This window comes from Amycolatopsis sp. NPDC049868 (assembly GCF_044461365.1).
Taxonomy (GTDB): domain Bacteria; phylum Actinomycetota; class Actinomycetes; order Mycobacteriales; family Pseudonocardiaceae; genus Amycolatopsis.
Genome location: NZ_JBITKV010000003.1, coordinates 981,776 through 1,001,896 on the forward strand (window position 1 = coordinate 981,776; position 20,121 = coordinate 1,001,896).

Here is a 20,121-nt window from a genome sequence, read left to right on the forward strand (position 1 = left end):
CTGTCTCCCCGACGCGGCACGTTAGCGAGACGGCCGGTCATGGGACAACGCGAGGTCCGGACAGCGGACCGGCGATAATTAAACGCCTGATGAGTATCGCGTATCGGGGCGGTTCGCCCAACCCATTAACCCTTTCGGCCCACGCCTGGGTCTCAAGTCCGTGAAGGCCTCCTTCCCTACCTTCAGGGTAGGGAAGGAGGCCTTCACGGACCGCGCCTCAGCCAGGTGGTAGCAAAGGTCCCTTGCTCCCTTTCCGCAGGTCAGGCGAAGGTTCCGGCGTGTTCGCGAGCCCAGTCCGCGAAGGTCAGCGGCGCCCGGCCGAGGAGTTCGCGAACGGTGCCGAACACGATCTCCTCCTTCCCGGCGGACTGCCGTTTGAGCTCGAAGATCCCGTCGACCGCCGAAGCGGGCCAGCCGTACCCGAGCATCCGGGCGCGAGAAGCGGCTTCGGGCTCTTCGACGTAGGTCAACCGCCGCCCGAGCGCGTCACCGAGGATCTCGACCTGCCGCCGCGTCGTGAGTGCTTCGCCGCCGGTGATCGGATAGGTCTTGCCCGCATGGCCGTCGCCGGTCAGCACGGTCGCGGCGACTTCGGCGATGTCGCGGACGTGCACCAGCGCGGACGCCGGATCGCCTTCGGGGACGCGGATGACGCCATCGCCGCGAACGGCGTGCAGCCAGGCGAACCGGTTGTCCATGAACGTGCCGGGGCGCAGGATCGTCCAGTCCGGCCCGGCTTCGCGCACGGTCCGCTCGGCCTCGGCGTGCACGAGCGAGATCGGGTCGGTCTGTCCGAAGTGGACTCCGGTGGTGGAGAGCTTGACGACGTGCGAGACACCGGCGGCGGCCTTGAGCACCGCTTGTTCCTGGGCGAGCGGGTCCGGGCCGTGACCGGAGGTCAGGACGAACACGCGATCGACGCCGTCGAGCAACGCGGGATCGAAGGCGTCGAGATCACCGGCGGCGACCTCGGCACGCGGATCGATGCGGGCGCGGGCCGGGTCGCGCGTCAGAGCGCGCACCCGGGCGCCCCTGTCCAGCAGCGCGGGAACGAGTTCGCGGCCGATTTTGCCGGTGGAACCGAGAACGAGGATCATCGGAAGACTCCTTAGTGGTTGCGCCGCAAGGAAACGCGCGGCAGGAAGAGGGAAGCGGCGAGGCCGACGGCCAGTGCGGGGACCATCACCCAGAACACGCCGTCGAGCGCGGATGAGTAGCCGGCGGGACTGTCGTCGGTGAAGGCGTTCGTGAACACCGCGCCGAAAACGGTCAGCCCGGCGGTGGTGCCGAGGGAGCGAAGGAAGCCGACGGTCGCCGAAACGGCGCCGAGGTCGGTCCTGGCGACGTTCTGCTGGGCCGCCATGGAAAGCACCTGCATGTTGAGCCCGGCGGCCGCGCCGAACACGACGAGATAGGTGACGACGAGCGGCAACGGCGTCGTTTCGTCCATTGTGGACATCGCGAGCGCGGCGGCGAGGCCGAGGGTCATGCTGAGGATCGGCGCCCAGCGGTAGGCGCCGGTCTTGGCGACGACCCGGCCCGCCACCATCGACGACGCGGCGACCGCGAGCGTCATGGGCAGGAGCAGGAGCCCGGCTTCGGAAGGTCCGGCGCCACCCGCGGTCTGCAGGAAGAGTGCCAGGTAGTTGACCGAACCCAGGAAGACGAACCCGGCCGCGGCACTGGCCAGCACGCTCAGGCCGAACATCCTGGAGCGGAACAGCCGGAGCGGGACGACCGGTTCGGCCGCGCGGCGCTCGATGAACAGGAAGGCGACGAGCAGCACCGCGCCGATCGATGCCGACAGGGGAGTCGCCAGTGTCAGGCCGACGATCGCGCCGGACAGGACGACGATGCCCGCGAAGTCGAACGGTGCGGTCGTCCGGCGTCGTTCGAGCCGCAGGAACCGTGCGACGATGCCGAACGCGACCAGGCCGATCGGCACGTTGAGACCGAAGATCGACCGCCAGCCCGCCAGGTCGGTCAGGATGCCGCCGACGACAGGGCCCGCCAGCGAGGATCCGGCGAAGCAGATCGAGAACCAGGCGAAGTAGCGAGCGCCTTCGCGACCGGGGAACAGTTCGCCGATGATCGCGGCGACCGCGACGAACAGGCCGCCGGAGCCGATGCCCTGCAGGACGCGGGCGGCGATCAGCAGCGGCATCGTCGGCGCGAGGGTGCAGGCGAGGGAGCCGAGGACGAACAGCGCGATCGCGACGAGGACGACGCGCTTGCGGCCGAAGAGATCGCCGAGCTTCCCGTATACGGGTGCGCTGACGCTGCCGGCCAGCAGATAGGACGTGGTGACCCAGGCGAACGACGTGGCTCCGCCGAGCTCGCCGACCATACGCGGCAGGGCGGTCGCGACGACCTGGGCGTCGAGCATCGCCAGGAACACGGCGGCGAAGAGCCCGACAAGGGCAAGGGTGTTTCGGGCGCGCGGAGGCGCGCCGAGAGTGGTGCTCAAGAAAGAGATCCGTTCACTGGAAGAAACGAGGGAACGCGAGGGACGCGGAGCAGCACTCCGGGTCCCCGCCAAGACGGGAAAAGGCTCAACCGTCATCCGAACCGGATGCGGTCCTCTTCGCGCTTGGCGATCACCTCGAATTCGTCCCGCTCGACCGTACGAACCCGGTCGGCGTCATCAGTGAAGGAACGTTGACATGGATGACTCTAGGCAATCACATGTCTTTTGACAAGTGTTTTAGTGGAGGGGAACGACGTCGTCGTCCGGCTCGTCGCTGTCCCGGCGGCGTTTGCCCAGCTCATCCGGGAAGACCCACTTCTTGAAACCCCAGAAGCGGAAGAACATCGCCAGCAGCATGCCGATGATCGACCCGCTCGTGAAGTCCGCGAACTCCTGGACGAACCGCGTCACGTGCGGCACTTCGAGATCGAAGATGTAGCGCGACGTGTAGAGCGGGATCAGGTTGACCACCACGGCGATACCGCTGATCACGAAGAAGAGCGCCGCCTCGTGATGCCGCTCGCGGCCGCCGCGGGTTCGGAAGGACCATTCGCGGTTGAGGATGTAGGACACGATCGTCGCGACGATGATCGCGATGGCCTTCGCCGTGGTCGGCTTCGACTCCAGCACGCTGAGTTTCAGCAGGTACCAGACGCCGTTGTCGACCAGGAACGTCGTGCCGCCCACGATCGCGAACTTCAACAGCTCACGGTGCTTGATCAGCACGGATCGGAGCGGCTCGGGCGTCCTGGAAAGGACGGATTCGACCACGGTCACCAGATCAGTCTAATTCGCGTCGCCCGTCGAACGGGTCGGCAGGGGATGGACAGCGCGGTATATGACACTTTGGGCGTTTCGGATGAGAGCCAAGAGTGCCTACTGGATTTTGGGTGCGGCTTGATCGCGGACCAGGTCCGTGAAGGACCCCTTCCCTCGGCTCAGCCGAGGAAACTCGACCTTCACACCTTCCCAAGTACATGAAGGCCCCCTTCCTTGCGCCTAGGTACAGGAAGGGGGCCTTCATGTACCTCAGCCTCATGAGCAGGGGAGCAAGGGACCTTTGCTACCACGTGGCGATCAGGCGGCCGGATCGTCGGGAATGCCGGAAATCTCCCGTCCGCCGCCCCGCAGCAGCCGCGGCCGCACGTCGGCCTCCGGGAAGACCCACTTCTTGAACGACCACCACCGGAACGCCGTGCCGAGCAGGGTCCCGACGAGCACCCCGCTGACGAAGTCGGCGACCTCCTGGGTCAGCAGCGTGACATGCGGTTGCTCCAGTTTGAACACGTACCGCGAAACCAGCTGCGGAAGCGCGTTGAGCCCGAGCGCGATCGCGCTGAGCAGGAAGAAGAGCGCCGCTTCGTGCGCGCGCTCGCGGCCGCCGCGGGAGCGAAAGGACCATTCGCGGTTCGCGACGTACGAGAATACGGTCGCCACCAGGACGCCGATGACCAGCGCGGTCACCGGTTTGTCGGTCAGCACGGTGAACTTCAGCCCGTAGGTGATCGTCATCGTGATGACGAAACTCGCGCCCCCGACCAGGACGAACCGCAGCAGTTCGCGATGCTTCCCCAGCATGCGGGCGACGCTACTGGAAAATGCGGTCGACCACTCCGTTGGGCCGCGTGGACGGCTTGGACTTGCCAGGTTGCGGCGGCGCGCTCGTGGTCGTCTCCGGCTGGGCAGGCTCTTGCGGCGCAGGCTCCGAAGTCGTCGCGGACGGCGAAGGCTTCTTCGTAGGAGCAGGCCACCCGGGTCGCCCAGGCTTCGTCGTTTCCGGACCGCCCGAAGGCTTCGAGGTGACCGAAGGCAGCGAAGGCACCGTAGTCGGCGGAAGCAGCGAGTTGTCGTCACACCAGTGGTGCCAGCAGCCGAAGTAGACGGCGACCGGTTTCGCCTTGGCGGTGCCGAGGGTGGCGTTCACCGTCACCGGCGTGTTGTTCGCCGGGCGGCCCTTCAGCACTACCGTCAGGCGCGCTTCGCGTCCTGGAGCCAGCGAGCCGCGCGAAGTGCATGACGCACCTTCGCCGGTCGGAGTGCATCGGATGCCGGAGAAGCTCCACGAGTAGAGAATGCGGTGGTCGATAGTGATCGTCACCGGCTTCGTCGACTCACCGGTGTTCGTCACGCGGATGTTCATCCGCGGATTGGGGATCCACGGGAACGAGGACGGCCAGACGCTTTCGGCACTCAAGGTGAGGCCGTCCACCGGTGCGGGCGGCGCCGGCACGTTGACCTTCACCTCGATCGACACCTTGATCTGCGCGCCCGCCGTCACCGAACCGGTGACCACGCTGCCGTCCACGGCCGTCCCGTCGGCGCGCAGCCGGAACTTCAGCACCGCGGACTGTCCCGGTTCGAGACCGGTACCGGTACGGCAGGTCACCGTGCCGGTGCCACCGGGGCAGTTCACCGTGATCGGACCGGGCGCCTGCTGACGGAAGCCGTTGGCGCCCATCGCGCCACCGCCGCCGGCGGCGGGAACGGCCCGCACCCCCTTCGGCAGATTCAGCGAGACCGCCACGGGCTCGGACTTCGATCCGCCGTCGTTGCGCACGGTGATCGGCAGGTCGGCCGGTTCGCCCGGCCTCAGCTGGACACCGCCGGGCGGGGTCGACGCCGTCATCACCGGAGGCGCCGGGATCACCGGCGTGGGCGCGGGCGGCTCGGCGGGGGTGGGCGTCGGGGTAGGTGCCGGGGTCTGGGCCGGAGGTGGCTCCTGCTGAGCGGGCGGCACGGGCTGTTGCCCCGGCGGGGCGACGGGCGGAGCCTGGGGCGGGACGGGCGGCGGCGTCGGGGGCGCGACGGCGGGCGGAGGGACGGCCGCGGCGGCCGGGATCTCCTGCGTACCGCCACCGGCGGCGAGCGCCACCGCGACGGCGGCCACGATGGCCGCACTCGATCCGGCCACGCCCGCGAATTGGCGCGGTCCGGCAGCGGCGGCACCGGCGGCCCCGCCCGAAGTCGAACCCGCGGCGGCGGCCGTCGCGGCCGCGGTGACCGCGCTCGCCTTGCCGGCGCCGGTCGTCGCCAGGTACCCGAGAGCCGCGCCACCGAGCACGATCGGCGCGATGATCCCGCGCAGACCGGTGTTGACGTCGGCCAGCTCCGCGGCCAGCGCGCGGCATTTCTCGCATTCGTCCAGGTGGTTCTCCACCTGGGCGCGTTCGCGTTTGGACAGCCCGTCGCGCGTCCACGCGCCGAGCTTGTCCGCGCTCGCGCGGCAGCGTTCGGCCGAGTTCTCGGCCAGGTGGACCTGCAGATAGGCCTGTCGCAGGCCTTCACGGGCCCGGTAGGCGAGCGCGGAGACACCGTTCGCGGTCAGCCCCAGCAGCGGCGCGACCTCGGCGGGCGTCTGCCCTTCGATCTCGGTGTGCCACAGCACCGCCTGCCACCGCTCGGGCAGCCGGGCGAACGCCTTCGCGGCGAGCGTGCGCTCGAGCCCGGCGACGGCGGTGTCGGAGAAGGGGACGGTCAGCGCTTCGCCGACGGCACCGCCGACGTCGGACATGTCCTCGTTCAGGTCGACGCGTTTGTCCTTGCGCGTCTTGTCGTAGGCGGTGTGCCGGAGCGCGGTCAGCAGGTACGCGCGGAACGCGGCGTCGGGGCCTTTGCCGCCGCGCAGCGTGTCCAGCACCTTCGCGAAGGCTTCCGAAACGAGGTCGTCGGCCTCGGAACTCGAGCGGGCGAGCTGGCGGGCGAGGTTGTGCGCCGCGCCGGCGTGGCGCTCGTAAAGGGTTCCGTAAGACGCGATCTTCCCGTCACGCACCTCGGCGATCAGCTCGGCGTCACTCTTACCGGAGAGATCGGCGGGAACGGTGGACACGGGGCTCCTTCATCTGCGGGTTAGGCGGGTCTACTCTTCCTAACGCCCGAACACGCTCAGTGTGACGGACCGGGCGACGCACGTCACCTCGCGGTCCCTTCGATGACCCGGAGGGCGCAACGCCATCACCCGCCATGGGTTACCGAAGAGTTCGGAAAGATCCTTGAAAAACGCCGTCACGCGCGGCGTCGACGGGCGTCCCCACCGTGAAGCGATCGCAAGATCGAAAAGATCGGAACGGAAAGGGGCGGTGGGCAGTGGACGTACCGGCCACCGGTGCGCCGTCCGGGGGATCCGACGGGCAAGCCGCCTGGAACCGGTTCGAACGAGATCGCACGCTCCGCGCACTGCGGGCCCGCTGGCGGACGGCCAGCCTGGCCGCGGGCTGGCGTTTCCCCAGTGACTGGGGCCTGCCCGAGGTCGATGCCGTCTGCGCGGCGGTGATCAAGAACGGCCGGGTCGCTCCCGCGGAAATGGCGGAGACCGCCCTCGCGGGGCTGGGCCGGGCACGGGCCGCCGCGGGCGCGGGACTGGCCGAGACGCTCGCGGACCTCGCGGCGTTGCACGCCGTGCTCGCCGACCCGGACGCGGTGGACGGCTTCCTCGCTCCGGATGTCGACTCCACGCCCTCCCGCTTGCTTCGGGTGACGGCGCTGGCGTGGGCGGACGTCGCGACCGATCAGCTGGTGAACACCGAGGTCACCGAACCTCTCACCGGGCTGCCCACCGCCGCCTACCTGAGGACGCGGTTGAGTGAGCTGTACCGCCAGGCCCGCCGCGACGAGCGGCCGGTCGCGGAGGCGCACACGCTGCTCGTGGTCTCGATGGACTTCAGCTCGGTCGCGGGCTGGCCCCGGCTGACCGGGATGATCCTGGTCGCGGACGCCTTGAAGCAGGTGTTCGACGGCGGGGAGAGCGTCGCCTCGATCGGGCCGTCCGTCGCCGGCGCTCTCGTGCCGAAGGACGTGAGGCTCGCCTCGTCCGGCGTCGCGTTGCGAAGAGCGCTCAACGAGCGGCTTTCGGTGGACGCGCAGTTGCGTGACACCGGCCGTCCGCAGATTTCGGCGGTCCGGCTCCCGGCGACCTACGACCTGGCGTGCGATCTGCTCGGCTCCCTCGCGCGCTCCTGACGCTGGGTTAGCGTAAGAGGTTCTCCAGGTCACGGCCGACCCTGTCGACCAGGCACGACCCGGTTCATGATTTCCTGTTTGCGTGACCCGGACTGTTCCCGCCGACGCCAACGGCGACGTTTCGGCGAGCCGACCGCAGCATCGCCTCTCGCTGCGGAGGTCGCTCGCCCGCTTGTCCGTCCGGCCGAGGTCGATCCTGATCCTGTCGGTGATCCCGCTGGTCGCGATCGGTTTCGGCATCTGGGGATGGCAGCACGAATGGGTGCTGGGCGTGGACAGCGCGGTGTACCGCGCCGGTGCCGAGACACTGCTCAACGGCGACCCGCTGTACGACGCGAACACCCTTCCGGTGGAGCCGTGGTGGGCGCTGTTGCCGTTCACCTACCCGCCGACCGCCGCGCTGCTGTTCATCCCGCTCGCGCTGGTCCCGACGCAGGTCGCCTGGGGGCTCCTGACCGCGGTCTCGCTGCTCGCGCTGGCGCTGTGCGTCCGGATCGCCATCGGCGCGCTGCCGAAGCCCTCGACCGACGGTCCCCGCTGGTGGGCCTCGCCCGCCCGGTCGACGATCGCGTTCTTCCTGGTCTTCCTCGGCCTCGAGCCGGTGTGGCGCACGATCTTCCTCGGCCAGATCAACATCATCCTGATGGCGTTGGTGATGCTCGACATCCTGGTCATCGGGGCCAGGGGCAGCCGCTGGGGCGGCGTGCTCGTCGGCGTCGCGGCCGCGGTCAAACTCACCCCGATCGTGTTCCTGGGGCATCTGTTCATCACCGGCCGCCGGATGGACGCCGTCCGCGGGCTCATCACGTTCATCGTGATGCAGGGCGTGATGTTCCTGATCATCCCGCACGACGCGGCCCGGTACTGGACCTACACGCTGCCCGACACCGGCCGCATCGGCCCGGTGCACTGGGCGGGCAACCAGTCGCTGAACGCGCTGATGAACCGCTTCACCGAGCTCGCGCCCTGGGCGTCGAAGGCGGCGATGGGGATCGGCGCGCTGCTCGCGATCCCGGCGATCTGGCTGGTGCTGCGCTTCCACCGCAAGGGCCAGGCGCTCGCGGCGATGCTGGTGACGGCGTTCTGGATCCTGCTGATCTCGCCGATCTCCTGGACCCATCACTGGGTGTGGGTGGCGCCGCTGGTCGTCCTGCTGGTCTCGCGGCTGCCGAAGACCACGCCCGCCACCGCGTGGAAACGCTGGCTCGGCACCTTCGCGGTGTTCTTCGTCTTCATCAGCTGTGTGCTGCTGATCCTGCCGAACGGCCGCAACGTCGAGCTGCACTGGAAGGTGTGGCAGAACATCCTCGGCAGCGCGTACATCTTCATGCCGCTGGTGCTGGCGCTCGCACTCGCCGGACGCTGGTGGTACCTGCGCCGCAAGCAGGGCACGGGGGACGCCGGAAAGCATGCTGAAGTCACGTCCGGCGGCTGAGGCCCGGCTCGTCGGGATCACGCTGGCGGGTGTACTCGCGCTGGCGATGCTCGCGCTGGGCGTCGTCGCGTGGCTCGGCGAGTGGCATCTCGGCGCGGACAGCGCCGTCTACCGGGCCGGCGCTCTCACGCTGCTGAAGGGCGAACCGCTCTACACCCGCGAGGCGCTGACGACCCTGCCGCCGTGGGTGCTGCTGCCGTTCACCTACACCCCGGCGGCGGCGCCGCTGTTCCTCCCGCTCGCGATCGTCCCCGCCGGGCTGACCTGGGGCGTCGTCGGCGCTCTCTCGCTGGTTTGCCTCAGCGTCGTGATCTCCGTGACCGCCCGCGCCTGCGGTGCCCCGCTCACCCGATGGTGGGTGCTGCCGCTGGCCACGGCGGGCGCGCTGGCGCTGGAGCCGGTCTGGAAGACGATCTTCCTCGGGCAGATCAACCTGATCCTGATGGCGTTGATCGTCCTCGACGTCCTGGTGCTTTCGGCGCGCGGTTCGCGCTGGGCCGGGGTGCTGATCGGGATCTCCGCCGCGATCAAGCTGACGCCGCTGATCTTCGTGCCGCATCTACTGTTCACCGGACGCTGGAAGGACGCGCTGCGGGCGCTCGGCACGTTCGCCGGGCTCGAAGCCGTGATGTTCGCCGTGATCCCCGGTGACGCCGTCCGGTTCTGGACCGAGTCGGCGACCGACCCCAGCCGGGTCGGCTCCGTGCACTGGATCTTCAACCAGTCACTCAACGGGCTGGTGAACCGTGCTTCGGAACTCGCGTCGTGGTCACTGGCGGTGGCCATCGCCATCGCCGCCGTCCTGGCCGTTCCCGCCGTCTGGCTGGTCGTGCGCCTGCATCGGCGAGGCGACCCGGTCGGCGCGCTGCTGGTGACCGCGTTCTACGGGCTGCTGCTCTCGCCGGTGTCGTGGTCACACCACTGGGTGTGGACGGTGCCGCTGCTCGTCCTGCTCGTCATCCGCCGATCGTGGGTGCCGGCCGCAGGCGTCGCGGTGCTGTTCGCGAGCGGTGTGATCATGTTCGTGCCCAACGGCGGGGACACCGAGTTCGGCTGGGGCCTGGGCTGGTCGCTGCTCGGCAACGTCTACGTCCTCACCGCTGCGATCGCCATCACAGGCCTGGCCGTGCGGGAGCTGCGACGCGGGTCCGCCCAGGTCGCGGCGGTGGCGGCCAAGTAATCTGCTCCTCGTTATGGACAAACGAACCGGTCTTCCGATCGTGGGCATGGTGGGCGGCGGACAGCTGGCCAGGATGACCCACCAGGCGGCGATCTCCCTCGGCCAGTCCCTGCGCGTGCTGGCCGCGGGGGAGAACGAATCCGCCGGCCTCGTCGCGGGCGAGGTCGTGCACGGGCACCACACCGACCTCGAAGCGCTGCGCTCGTTCGCCGCCGGGGTCGACGTGCTCACCTTCGACCACGAGCACGTTCCCGGCGAACATCTGCTGACGCTCGCGATGGAAGGCGTCACCATCCGGCCCGATCCGGCCGCGTTGTCGATGGCGCAGAACAAGCTCGTCATGCGCGAGATGATGGCCGGGCTGGAGATCCCCGGCCCCGCGTTCGCCGAAGTGTCCTCTGTGGACGATGTGCTCACCTTCGGCGACAAGCACTCCTGGCCGGTGGTGCTCAAGGCGGCGCAGGGCGGCTACGACGGCCGCGGTGTCTGGATGCTCGACACCGCGCAGCATGCCCGCGAGACCGTCCCCGAACTGCTCGACGCCGGAACTCCCTTGCTGGTCGAGGAAAAGGTCGTCATGCGGCGCGAACTGTCCGCGCTCGTGGCCCGGTCCCCGTTCGGGCAGGGCGCGGCGTGGCCGGTGGTGGAGACCGTGCAGTCCGGCGGGATCAACACCGAGGTACTCGCCCCGGCGCCTGGACTGAGCATCGAGCGCACGCAGGAGGCACAGGACCTGGCACTGCGGATCGCCGCGACGCTGAACGTGACCGGCCTGCTCGCCGTCGAGCTGTTCGAGACCGACGAAGGCCTGCTGGTCAACGAACTCGCGATGCGCCCGCACAACTCGGGCCACTGGACCCAGGACGGTTCGAAGACCTCGCAGTTCGAGCAGCATCTGCGGGCCGTGCTCGACTATCCGCTCGGCGTGACCGACCTGGTCGCCCCCGCCTGCGTGATGGCGAACGTCCTCGGCGCGCCCGAGGCGCCGGAGATGGGGCCGGACGAACGGCTGCACCACCTGTTCGCGCGGTACCCGGACATTCGCGTTCACTTGTACGGCAAGGGAGAGCGTCCCGGCCGCAAACTCGGCCACGTCAACCTCGTCGGCGAACGCATGGAGGAGCTGCGCGACCGCGCGCTGCTCGCCGCGCACTGGCTTTCCCACGCCGTCTGGCTCGACGGCTACGAGATCCACTAGGAGTAACTGAGTATGTCGCCGCAGGTTGGCCTGATCATGGGCAGCGATTCGGACTGGCCGACGATGGAAGCGGCCGGGCAGGCGCTGGCCGAGTTCGGCATCGAATACGAAGTCGGAGTCTACTCGGCGCACCGCACTCCGCAGCGGATGCTCGACTACGCGACGTCGGCCGCTTCGCGCGGTGTGCGCGTGATCATCGCGGGCGCCGGCGGGGCCGCGCACCTGCCGGGCATGGTCGCTTCGGCGACCGTGCTGCCGGTGATCGGGGTGCCGGTGCCGCTGAAGTACCTCGACGGTATGGACTCGCTGCTCTCGATCGTGCAGATGCCCGCCGGTGTCCCGGTCGCGACGGTCTCCGTCGGCGGTGCGCGCAACGCGGGCCTGCTCGCGGTGCGCATCCTCGCCGCGTCCGATGAGGGATTGCAGGCGAAGATGGCGCGGTTCCAGGCGGATCTGGAGCAGTTGGTGCTCGACAAGGACGCCGCGCTGCGCAAACGCGTCGAAGGCTGAATCTGCATTCCGTCCTCTGAATGCGGTGGTTCGATGGCGAACTACCGCATTCGGAGGACGAAACGCGAGGGTTCAGTCGGCGAGCTGCTTCCGCAGTTCCCGTTTGAGTACCTTCCCGGCCGCCGAGACCGGGATCTGGTCGACGAAGTGGATCGCCCGCAGTCGTTTGTACGGCAGGACGCGGGCGCCGACGGCCGCCAGGAGTTGCTCGGCGGTGACGTTCTCGTCGCTGCGCACCACGAACGCGACCGGCAGCTCGCCGACCTCGCTGTCCGGTTTGCCGACGACGGCCGCGGCCGAGACGCCGGGCAGGGTGATCAGCAGCTCTTCGAGCTCGCGCGGGAAGACGTTGTATCCCTTGTACAGCAGCATGTCCTTCTTGCGATCCACAATGGACAGATAGCCGTCCTCGTCGAGGATGCCGATGTCGCCGGTGTGCAGCCAGCTGTCGACGAGCGCGGCCGAGGTCTCCTCGGGGCGGTCGCGATAGCCGATCATCACCTGCGGGCCGCGCAGGCAGACCTCGCCGCTTTCCCCGGCGGGCAAAGGATCTTCGCCGCCTTCGGCCGGGACGATCTTGACCTCGGTGTCGGGGAGCGGAAGGCCGACCGAACCCACCTTCCGGACGGCGGAGCGGTAGGCCGGCGCGATGACGGCTCCCATGGTGACCTCGGTGAGGCCGTAACCCTCGATGATGAGCACGCCGGGGAAGCGTTTCTGCAGGGCACGGATCATCTCGTGGTTCATCGGCGCCGCGCCGGAACCGATGGTCAGTACCGAAGACAGGTCGGCTGTGTGAAACTCGGGGCAGGCGAGCAACGCGGCGAACAGCGCGGGCGCGCCGCCGATCGTGGTGACCCGCAGCAGTTCGGCGTCGGCCACGTACGCGACCGGGTCGAAGCGGTCGTGCAGCACGATGGTGCCGCCGTCGAGCAGCGGGACGTTGAGCGCGGCGATGGTGCCCATGGCGTGGAACCACGGCGTCAGGTTGAGGGCGATCCCGGTGCCGATCCGCGACGGCCACTCGTCCGGGCCGCCGAGCTGCTCGACGATCACCTCTCCCGAAGCGTCGACGGCGGGGACCGCGCCCAGCCGCCAGCAGGAGCTTTGCAGGCTGTTGACCACGACGTTCCGATGCGGCAGGCAGACCCCTTTCGAGCGTCCGGTGGTACCGCCGGTGTACGCCAGATGGGCGAGATCGCGGTAGATGTCGATCTCGACGTCCGGCCGCTCGTCGGAGTGGCCGGAGTGGAACTCCGTGAACTCGACCTCTCCCTGTCCAGGTGACTCCGGCGGGTGAACGACGATGGTCAGCCGGACCGACGTCCGATCACGGACCGAAGCGAGCACCCGCGCGACCGGACCGACAGTGACGGCTGCGACCGCCCCGGCGTCGGCCAGCTGGAAGGCGAGGTCCTCGGGCGGGAGCAGGGGATTCGCCGGGCTGAAGGTCGCTCCGGCGAGCAGCGTTCCGTAGTACGCGACCGGGTATGCCAGGCAGTTCGGCAGGTGGAGCGCGACGACGTCGCCCCGCCCGATGCCCTCGGCGCGCAGGGCGTTCGCGAACCGGCAGGCCGCGCTGTACGTCTCGGCGAAGGTGAGGCTCTGGTCTCCGTGGGCGAAGGCCGTGCGGGAGCCCCAGCGGGCAGCGGCGCCGGCGAGCACCGAGCCGACCGGGACCTCGGGATAATCGAGCGACCGGGGGAACGGGGTGAGCTCCATCACTCGAACGTACGGACTTTGCGGTCAAAGACACAAGCGCTCGCGATGTCGCACCATGTGAACGAGCGCTAACATCGGTCAAACTCCCAAACGCGGTTAGAAGAGGTGACGAAGGTGTCTGACGGCCCGGGTCTGTACCAGCTTGCCGAAGAGCACGAGGAGCTGCGGGCCGCGGTGCGTGCCCTCGCGGAGAAGGAGATCGAGCCCTACGCGGCCGAGGTCGACGAGAACGAGCGCTACCCGATCGAGGCGTACAACGCGCTGGTCAAGTCGGGTTTCAACGCCGTCCACATCGACGAGGCCTACGACGGCCAGGGCGCGGACGCCATCGCCGCCTGCATCGTCATCGAAGAGGTCGCGCGTGTCGACGCGTCGGCGTCGCTCATCCCGGCGGTGAACAAGCTGGGCACGGTGCCGATCATCCTTTCGGCGTCGGAAGACCTCAAGAAGCTCGTGCTGCCTTCGATCGCCTCCGGTGAGGCCTCGGCGTCCTACGCGCTTTCGGAGCGCGAAGCCGGCTCGGACACCGCCTCGATGCGCACCCGCGCGAAGCTCGACGGCGACCACTGGGTGCTCAACGGCACCAAGTGCTGGATCACCAACGCGGGTGAATCGTCCTGGTACACCGTGATGGCGGTGACCGACCCCGAGGCCGAGAAGAAGGCCAACGGCATCTCCGCGTTCGTCGTGCACAAGGACGACCCCGGCTTCACCGTCGGCTCGAAGGAGCGGAAGCTCGGCATCAAGGGTTCGCCGACCCGCGAGATCCACTTCGAGAACTGCACCATCCCGGCCGACCGCATCATCGGCGAGCCCGGTACCGGCCTGAAGACCGCGCTGCGCACCCTCGACCACACCCGCCCGACCATCGGCGCGCAGGCGCTGGGCATCGCGCAGGGCGCGCTCGACGCCTCCATCGCGTACGTCAAGGAGCGCAAGCAGTTCGGCAAGTCGATCTCGGAGTTCCAGGGCGTCCAGTTCATGCTGGCCGACATGGGCATCAAGATCGAGGCCGCCCGGAACCTCGTCTACGCCTCCGCCGCGGCGACCGAGCGCGGCGACAAGCGCGGCGGCTACATGGCCGCCGCCGCGAAGGCGTACGCGTCGGACATCGCGATGCAGGTGACCACCGACGCCGTCCAGCTCTTCGGCGGCGCGGGCTACACGCGCGACTTCCCGGTGGAGCGCATGATGCGCGACGCGAAGATTACGCAGATCTACGAAGGCACCAACCAGATCCAGCGCATGGTCATGGCGCGCGCCCTGCTCAAGGGCTGAGCCTGCGGTAAGTACATGAAGGCCCCCTTCCTTGCGCCTATCGCAAGGAAGGGGGCCTTCATGTACTTACGGGTTCGCGAACAGGTGACGAAATGCGCAGGTGAGATCGCCCGTCGGTGAGATGCTTCACGGAAGTACGGCGATCATGGACCGCCGGTGTCACCCTCGAAGGATGTTCTGGTTCGCTCCGGTGTCGTGGACACCGCACGACGAGGCCGAGCTGATCGCCGGCTGGCGGTTGTGGCTCGAACTCGGGGATCGCACATGGCCGTCGGCCGCGTGGGACGGGACGGCGGCCGACGTCGTCAAGCCGCTGAGAGAGCTGGTCGCGGCCTGCGACGAGATCGAGACGGGGTACCGCGGCGCCGTCGAGGAGCCGTCCGAGGAGTTCATCCGGATCATCCAGTTCCTCGTGTGGACCGTCAGCACGGTGATCGAGCTGTGGGCCGACGACGAGGTCCCGCTCGACGCCGAGCGGATAGCGTTGCTGCACGCCGATCTGGCCGGATTCGCCGAGCAGGCCGAGCGGGTGCTCGAGTTGCTGGCCGTCAGCGGCGGCTGGACGGGTCTGGCGGCGGAGCATCGGCGGACGGATCGCTGAGCGACTCCGGTTTCTCGACCCAGGCGAACCGCGATCCCGCGAGGTGCTCGTCCAAGGGGCGATCCAGCGAAAGCAGGGTCACCGGATTGCCGAACGGGTCCTCTCCGGGCGCGATTTCGTAGCCGAGCTCAAGGACGGATTCTTCTTCCTCGTCGGATTCGACGTCATGACGGGTGACACCGTTTTCGATCGACCACGTGCCCCCGAGGTTGCGATAGAACTTCAAGACCAGTTCGCCCGGAGTCGCCCAGGTGAATCGGGAGACCGCGAATTCGGTGCTCCAGCTCGACCAATAGAGCCATCCGGAGCCGTCATCGCGGAACGCCAGATCGACGGACTCGACGCTGCCCGGATGCACGATCTCATCCGACCAGAGGCCGGTCAGCCGTTCGTCCGTCACGGAGTGGATTCTGCCGTACGGGAGTTCCTGTCGGGTACCTGTCGATCACGCTCCGGAGGTGCCGTCGGAGGCGTCCGGTGCCCTACCGTGATCCGGGTAAGTTGAATATTCACCGACCAGAAAGCTGATACCCGATGTTCGCTCGTTTCAAGGATGTCGCCCTCCTGCTGGGCCGGATCGGTGTCGGTGTGGTCTTCCTCGCACACGGCCTGCAGAAGTGGGAAAACGGGATCGACGGCACCGCGAAGTTCTTCGAGCAGACCGGAATCCCGCTCCCGACGCTCGCGGCGATCTTCGCGATCGCGGTGGAGATCGTGGGAGCCATCTTGTTCATCGTCGGTTTCCTGACGCCGCTGGTGGGCCTCGGCTTCGTCGTGGTCTCCGTCGGCGCTCTGCTCTCGGTGCACCTCGACAACGGCCTCACCGGTCAGGGCGGTTACGAACTCGTCCTGGTCCTGGCGGTCGCCGGGCTCGCGCTCGGTTTCAACGCCGGGAAACTGTCGCTCGACCACGCGCTCTTCGGACGTAAGCGTGAGGCGAAGCAGCTCCAGGACGCCTGACCCGAACGCTATGAAAGTGTCTTTCCTTGCAAATTTTGCAAGGAAAGACACTTTCATAGCACTTCAGGAGGGGAGATCCGCGGTCGTCCGCTCGGCTTCGCGCCGGGAAGCGAGTTTGGCCGGATCCGCGTCGGTGACCTGGACCAGATGCGCACCGGCCGCCAGCGGCGTCAGGAAGCCCGCCAGGATCCCCTCCGCGCCGGCCCACTCCACAGTGGACAGAACGCGGTCGTCGGCGGACAGCCCCAGCCCGGAACCGCGAGAGCGCGCCTCGGCGAGCACTTCATCCACAGTGGACGAATCCAGTGCCGGGGTGTCGCCGGGCACCGGGAACAGCGGGCTGAACTGGTCACCCGAAAGCCGGGCTTCGGTCAGGTAGTCCATCGCTCCGTCGGGTACGGAGCCGGCGGGCAGCCCGAGACCCATGGGGTGCAGCGAGACGACGGCGGTCGCGGCCGCGTCGGAAGCGCCGCCCGGCGCGACGAACGCCACCCGGGCGCCCGCGGTCTCCGTCACCACCCTGGCGCCGCACCACCACGCGCCCAGCAGCACACCGGCGGTCTGCCAATGCGACGGCAGCACCACGGCGACCTCGTCGCCCGGTTCGACGTCGAACTCGTCGACCAGCCAGTTCGCCGTCTTGGCGGCCCAGTTCACCGTGGTCGCCACGGACAGTTCGACCCGGCTGCCCTGCTTGTCGTCGTAGTGCGTGATCAGCGGTTTCGCGGGCGACCCGAGTACGGGCCGCAGCAGCAGTTCGGTGAGGCTCACGCCCCCAACGCTAGTTCACGCAGGGAACGCTCGACGCGGCGAGCAGCGGAGCCGCCCCGGGCGCCCCGCCGCCACCGCCCCGGCCCACCAGGCCGGAGACGAACGACCGCACGGCGGCGGGGTCGATCTCGACGATGCTCTGGCCGTCGGCGCTGCGGCCGTTGATGTTCACCACCGGGATGGTCGTGAACGTCAGGTCGCCCGACGCGATCCCCTTCGCCTGCTGCGCGAACTCCAGCAGATCCAGCCCTTCGTCGAGGACGATCGACCGGCGCACGACGTCGATCAGGCCCGCCATCGTCGACGGGCTGGTCAGCGTCCCCGCCGAGAGCACCTGGTTCAGCGCCGACGACAGGAACGTCTGCTGCCGCACGATGCGGTCGAGGTCGCCGCGCGGCAGGTTCTTGCGCTGCCGCACGAACGAAAGCGCCTCGCCGCCCGACACCGTCTGTTCGCCGCGCCGGAAGTTCGCGCCGGAGTCCTTGTCCTCGGTCGAGTGGTTCAGGCAGACCTTGACGCCGCCCAGCGCCTCGGTCAGCAGATAGAACCCGAGCAGGTTGACCTCGGCGTAGTGGTCGATGCGGATCTTCGTCAGATCCTGAACGGTCTGGACCAGTGCCTTGCGGCCCTCCTGATCGGAATCGCGTTCGAGTTTCGCCTGATCGGATTCACCGCGATGCGCGTTCGCGTAGTTGGCCTTCGCGACGCCGTAGGCCGAATTGATCTTGTTCGGGCCGCGGCCGGGGATCTCGGTCCAGGTGTCGCGCGGGATCGAGACGCCGGACGGTTTCCCGCCGTTCTTCGGGATCCGCAGGATGATGATGGTGTCGGTGTTGACGCCCGGCTTCTCCTCGGTGCGCAGTTCCTTGAGTACCCGGAGCGGCAGCGGATTGCCCTGTGCGTCGGTTCGCGCGTCGCTGCCGACCAGGAGGATATCGTTCGCGCCGTCGTCGGCGGGCGGGGCGGCGGGATCGTCGGGCTTGCTCAGGGCGTTCGTCGTGGGGACGTTGTTCTGCAGCTGGTCCTTGGTGACGTACGCGTAGCCCGTCGTGCCGAGGGCGAGCAGGGACACGAGCCCGACCGCGATCCGGCGGGTGATCCGGCCGGCGCGGCGCAGCGGACGCTCGGGTACGGCGAGCATGCCCGAGACCGCTTCGTCTTCATCCTCGGCCGGAGCGGACGGCTGGGGGAGCGGCCGATTCCGCGGGTACGGCGTCGGGACAAACCGAGGCTCTTCGTCACTCTCGGTGCCCGATTTAGTGTCCTCTTCGGACTTCGGCTCCTCGGCGTCCAACTGCTCAGAACGTTCATTGACGCTCTTTTCCTCGTCGCTCACCCCTGATCACCTCCCCTGGCGTTGTCGCTCGTCCGATCGTAGGAGAAGGCTAGGCCACCGTGAGGTCGGCCACGCTGAGTACCCGGGATTAATTGACGCAGGGCACATTGCCCGCGACGATCGGCGTCGTGCTGGGCGCCGCCGGCGCGCTGGAGGGCGGCTGGGCGGGCTTCGAGGGGGTCGAAGTCTTCGACGGCGCCGTGGTCGCGGCCGCGCCCTTGAAGTCCTTGCCGAGCAGCACCCGTACCTTGCCGGGGGCGACGTCACGGTCCGCCTCGGCCTGCACCGCGGTGCCGAAGACCTGCTTGATCAGGGCCAGCGCGTCGTCGTCGCCCGGCGCGTACCGGACGACCGTCGAGTTGCGGGTGCTGAGCTTGGTGTCGGCCGCGAGTTTGAAACCCTTGCCCTGCAAGAGATTCCTGGTCTCGGTGGCCACTGTGGGCGAGCCGGATCCGTCGAAGAGTTCGACGGTCACCGCTTCCGCGCCCGGCAGAGTGGCCGGGGTCTCCGCCGGTGCCGTCTCGCCGTCGGCGGTCAGGCGGGAGACCTCGGCCTGCACCTGCGCCGGGTCCACCCGGAGCACGGCGGCGCCGCCGATGGTCGCGTCACCCTGGGTCGGGATGGTGTGGAACTCGACGTTTCCGCTGGTCATCCCGCGCATCTGGGCGGCGAACTCGGGCAGGTCCCAGCCCGCCGACAGCACGACCGACTTCTTCACCGCGTCGATCAGGTCGGAGATCTTCGCCGGGTTCATCAGGACGTCGGAGGAGAGCACCTTGTTCGCCAGCCCCGACAGGAAGGCCTGCTGCCGCGCGATCCGGTCGAGGTCGCCGTTCTGCAGGTCGTAGCGCTGGCGGACGAACGCGAGCGCCTGCACGCCCTCGACGGTGGACTTGCCCGCGGGCAGGTCCACCCCGGACTTCTTCTCCTTGACCGCGTTGTTGAGGCAGACCTCGACGCCGCCGATCGCCTTGGTGATCTCGTAGAAGCTCGACAGGTTCACCTCGGCGTACCGGTCGATCATCTTCGGCTTGCCGATGAACTTCTCCAGCGTCGCGATCAGGTTCTTGCGGCCGGCGTCCTTGGCCTTGGCGTCGACGTCCTTGAGATCGGAGTTGCCCTGCTGCTGCAGCGTCTTCGACGTGTCGTTGTAGGCGTACACGTACGCGCTGTTGAGCTTGTGCTTGCCGAACCCGCCGGTGATCTCGACCCACGAGTCGCGGGGGAAGGAGATCGCGACCGCCTTCTTACCGTTCTGGGGGATGTGCACCAGGATCATCGTGTCGGTCTGGCGCTCGCCGTCCGAAACACCGGCGTGCAGCATGTCGAGGACCTCGCGCGGCAGCGGGTTGCCCTGCGCGTCGGTGCGGCTGTCCTGGCCGACGAGCAGGATGTCGATCGCGCCGTCCAGCGGTTTCGCCGGCGGATGGCCGTTGTCCTCGAAGATGTTCGTGGTCGCGAAGCCCTTCGACGGGTCACCGATGAACTGCCAGCCCCACCAGGTCAGCGCCAGGATCGTGATCGAGACCAGGCTGAACACGACCTTCACGCCACGGCGGGCGAACACCACGACGCCGCCGCGGCGCGCCGGAATGGGTGGCCCGGGCCACTCGGTCACGTGCGGTCCTCCACGAATCTCCCCAGGGCACACGCGTGCCTCGTCGGTCACTCTACTGATCCTCGTGTTAGACGTCCGTAGGCTGGTGA

General features: G+C 68.5%; 18 protein-coding genes. 8 read left to right on the top strand and 10 right to left on the bottom strand.

Features of this window, described 5'->3' with window-relative positions; translation table 11 throughout:
- Positions 1-260: 260 nt before the first annotated feature.
- The 5 genes from ACIBTM_RS18365 to ACIBTM_RS18385 form a co-directional block, all read right to left on the bottom strand.
- Positions 261-1,097 carry an NAD(P)H-binding protein gene (locus ACIBTM_RS18365; protein ID WP_395877965.1) on the bottom strand — a complete coding sequence of 279 codons (837 nt, stop codon included), beginning with the start codon at positions 1,095-1,097 and terminating at the stop codon, positions 261-263.
- A gap of 11 nt (positions 1,098-1,108) precedes the next feature.
- The gene (locus ACIBTM_RS18370; RefSeq protein ID WP_395877967.1) at positions 1,109-2,467 is read right to left on the bottom strand and encodes an MDR family MFS transporter; all 1,359 of its coding nucleotides are present in this window, start codon (positions 2,465-2,467) and stop codon (positions 1,109-1,111) included.
- A 237-nt stretch (positions 2,468-2,704) separates the two neighbouring features.
- Positions 2,705-3,244 (bottom strand): GtrA family protein, encoded by a 540-nt coding sequence (locus ACIBTM_RS18375; RefSeq protein ID WP_016331373.1) that lies wholly within the window; start codon positions 3,242-3,244, stop codon positions 2,705-2,707.
- A gap of 300 nt (positions 3,245-3,544) precedes the next feature.
- Entirely contained in the window at positions 3,545-4,045 is a 501-nt protein-coding gene (locus ACIBTM_RS18380; RefSeq protein ID WP_395877969.1) for a GtrA family protein, read from the bottom strand.
- Between the two features lie 10 nt (positions 4,046-4,055).
- On the bottom strand, positions 4,056-6,293 hold the full coding sequence (locus tag ACIBTM_RS18385; protein WP_395877971.1) for a sigma-70 family RNA polymerase sigma factor: 2,238 nt from the start codon (positions 6,291-6,293) through the stop codon (positions 4,056-4,058).
- A gap of 257 nt (positions 6,294-6,550) precedes the next feature.
- Here ACIBTM_RS18385 and ACIBTM_RS18390 point away from each other — a divergent pair, with 257 nt between their 5' ends.
- The 5 genes from ACIBTM_RS18390 (at position 6,551) to purE (ending at position 11,746) form a co-directional block, all read left to right on the top strand.
- On the top strand, positions 6,551-7,423 hold the full coding sequence (locus tag ACIBTM_RS18390) for a GGDEF domain-containing protein (protein WP_395877973.1): 873 nt from the start codon (positions 6,551-6,553) through the stop codon (positions 7,421-7,423).
- 82 nt (positions 7,424-7,505) lie between these two features.
- The gene (locus tag ACIBTM_RS18395) at positions 7,506-8,858 is read left to right on the top strand and encodes a glycosyltransferase 87 family protein (RefSeq protein WP_395877975.1); all 1,353 of its coding nucleotides are present in this window, start codon (positions 7,506-7,508) and stop codon (positions 8,856-8,858) included.
- The gene (locus ACIBTM_RS18400) at positions 8,833-10,038 is read left to right on the top strand and encodes a glycosyltransferase 87 family protein (protein WP_395877977.1); all 1,206 of its coding nucleotides are present in this window, start codon (positions 8,833-8,835) and stop codon (positions 10,036-10,038) included. The genes ACIBTM_RS18395 and ACIBTM_RS18400 overlap by 26 nt, the downstream gene beginning before the upstream one ends.
- Positions 10,039-10,051: 13 nt before the next feature.
- On the top strand, positions 10,052-11,236 hold the full coding sequence (locus ACIBTM_RS18405) for a 5-(carboxyamino)imidazole ribonucleotide synthase (RefSeq protein ID WP_395877979.1): 1,185 nt from the start codon (positions 10,052-10,054) through the stop codon (positions 11,234-11,236).
- A 12-nt stretch (positions 11,237-11,248) separates the two neighbouring features.
- Entirely contained in the window at positions 11,249-11,746 is a 498-nt protein-coding gene (gene purE, locus ACIBTM_RS18410; protein WP_020633596.1) for a 5-(carboxyamino)imidazole ribonucleotide mutase, read from the top strand.
- A 72-nt stretch (positions 11,747-11,818) separates the two neighbouring features.
- On the opposite strand, the gene ACIBTM_RS18415 is transcribed toward purE, so the two are convergent.
- Positions 11,819-13,468, bottom strand: a complete 1,650-nt coding sequence (locus tag ACIBTM_RS18415) for a class I adenylate-forming enzyme family protein (protein WP_395877981.1) — start codon at positions 13,466-13,468, stop codon at positions 11,819-11,821.
- A 105-nt stretch (positions 13,469-13,573) separates the two neighbouring features.
- Here ACIBTM_RS18415 and ACIBTM_RS18420 point away from each other — a divergent pair, with 105 nt between their 5' ends.
- Together ACIBTM_RS18420 and ACIBTM_RS18425 are read left to right on the top strand one after the other, a co-directional pair.
- Positions 13,574-14,746 carry an acyl-CoA dehydrogenase family protein gene (locus tag ACIBTM_RS18420; protein ID WP_378371357.1) on the top strand — a complete coding sequence of 391 codons (1,173 nt, stop codon included), beginning with the start codon at positions 13,574-13,576 and terminating at the stop codon, positions 14,744-14,746.
- A gap of 172 nt (positions 14,747-14,918) precedes the next feature.
- Positions 14,919-15,347, top strand: a complete 429-nt coding sequence (locus tag ACIBTM_RS18425; RefSeq protein ID WP_395877984.1) for a hypothetical protein — start codon at positions 14,919-14,921, stop codon at positions 15,345-15,347.
- Here ACIBTM_RS18425 and ACIBTM_RS18430 read toward each other — a convergent pair.
- Positions 15,295-15,747 (bottom strand): hypothetical protein, encoded by a 453-nt coding sequence (locus ACIBTM_RS18430; protein WP_395877986.1) that lies wholly within the window; start codon positions 15,745-15,747, stop codon positions 15,295-15,297. The two genes, ACIBTM_RS18425 and ACIBTM_RS18430, sit on opposite strands and share 53 nt — an antisense overlap.
- Before the next feature lie 134 nt (positions 15,748-15,881).
- On the opposite strand from ACIBTM_RS18430, the gene ACIBTM_RS18435 reads away from it, so the two are divergent.
- Positions 15,882-16,307, top strand: coding sequence for a DoxX family protein (locus tag ACIBTM_RS18435; protein WP_007031884.1), 426 nt, complete (start codon positions 15,882-15,884; stop codon positions 16,305-16,307).
- A gap of 63 nt (positions 16,308-16,370) precedes the next feature.
- On the opposite strand, the gene ACIBTM_RS18440 is transcribed toward ACIBTM_RS18435, so the two are convergent.
- The 3 genes from ACIBTM_RS18440 to ACIBTM_RS18450 all read right to left on the bottom strand — a co-directional run bounded on the left by ACIBTM_RS18440 (position 16,371) and on the right by ACIBTM_RS18450 (position 20,032).
- Complete coding sequence (locus ACIBTM_RS18440) at positions 16,371-17,078, bottom strand: TIGR03089 family protein (protein WP_395877989.1); 708 nt, start codon at positions 17,076-17,078, stop codon at positions 16,371-16,373.
- A gap of 10 nt (positions 17,079-17,088) precedes the next feature.
- A complete protein-coding gene (locus ACIBTM_RS18445; protein ID WP_395877991.1) occupies positions 17,089-18,414 on the bottom strand; it encodes an LCP family protein in 1,326 nt (441 codons plus the stop codon).
- Positions 18,415-18,502: 88 nt separating this feature from the next.
- Complete coding sequence (locus ACIBTM_RS18450) at positions 18,503-20,032, bottom strand: LCP family protein (RefSeq protein ID WP_395877993.1); 1,530 nt, start codon at positions 20,030-20,032, stop codon at positions 18,503-18,505.
- Positions 20,033-20,121 lie beyond the last annotated feature (89 nt).

What these genes read in the sequence shown, in the direction of transcription:
- ACIBTM_RS18405 (WP_395877979.1), top strand. Translation starts at nt 10,052, where the DNA reads ATGGACAAACGAACCGGTCTTCCGATCGTGGGCATGGTGGGCGGCGGA.
- ACIBTM_RS18415 (WP_395877981.1), bottom strand. Translation starts at nt 13,468, where the DNA reads ATGGAGCTCACCCCGTTCCCCCGGTCGCTCGATTATCCCGAGGTCCCG.
- purE (WP_020633596.1), top strand. Translation starts at nt 11,249, where the DNA reads ATGTCGCCGCAGGTTGGCCTGATCATGGGCAGCGATTCGGACTGGCCG.
- ACIBTM_RS18365 (WP_395877965.1), bottom strand. Translation starts at nt 1,097, where the DNA reads ATGATCCTCGTTCTCGGTTCCACCGGCAAAATCGGCCGCGAACTCGTT.
- ACIBTM_RS18400 (WP_395877977.1), top strand. Translation starts at nt 8,833, where the DNA reads ATGCTGAAGTCACGTCCGGCGGCTGAGGCCCGGCTCGTCGGGATCACG.
- ACIBTM_RS18380 (WP_395877969.1), bottom strand. Translation starts at nt 4,045, where the DNA reads ATGCTGGGGAAGCATCGCGAACTGCTGCGGTTCGTCCTGGTCGGGGGC.
- ACIBTM_RS18435 (WP_007031884.1), top strand. Translation starts at nt 15,882, where the DNA reads ATGTTCGCTCGTTTCAAGGATGTCGCCCTCCTGCTGGGCCGGATCGGT.
- ACIBTM_RS18425 (WP_395877984.1), top strand. Translation starts at nt 14,919, where the DNA reads ATGTTCTGGTTCGCTCCGGTGTCGTGGACACCGCACGACGAGGCCGAG.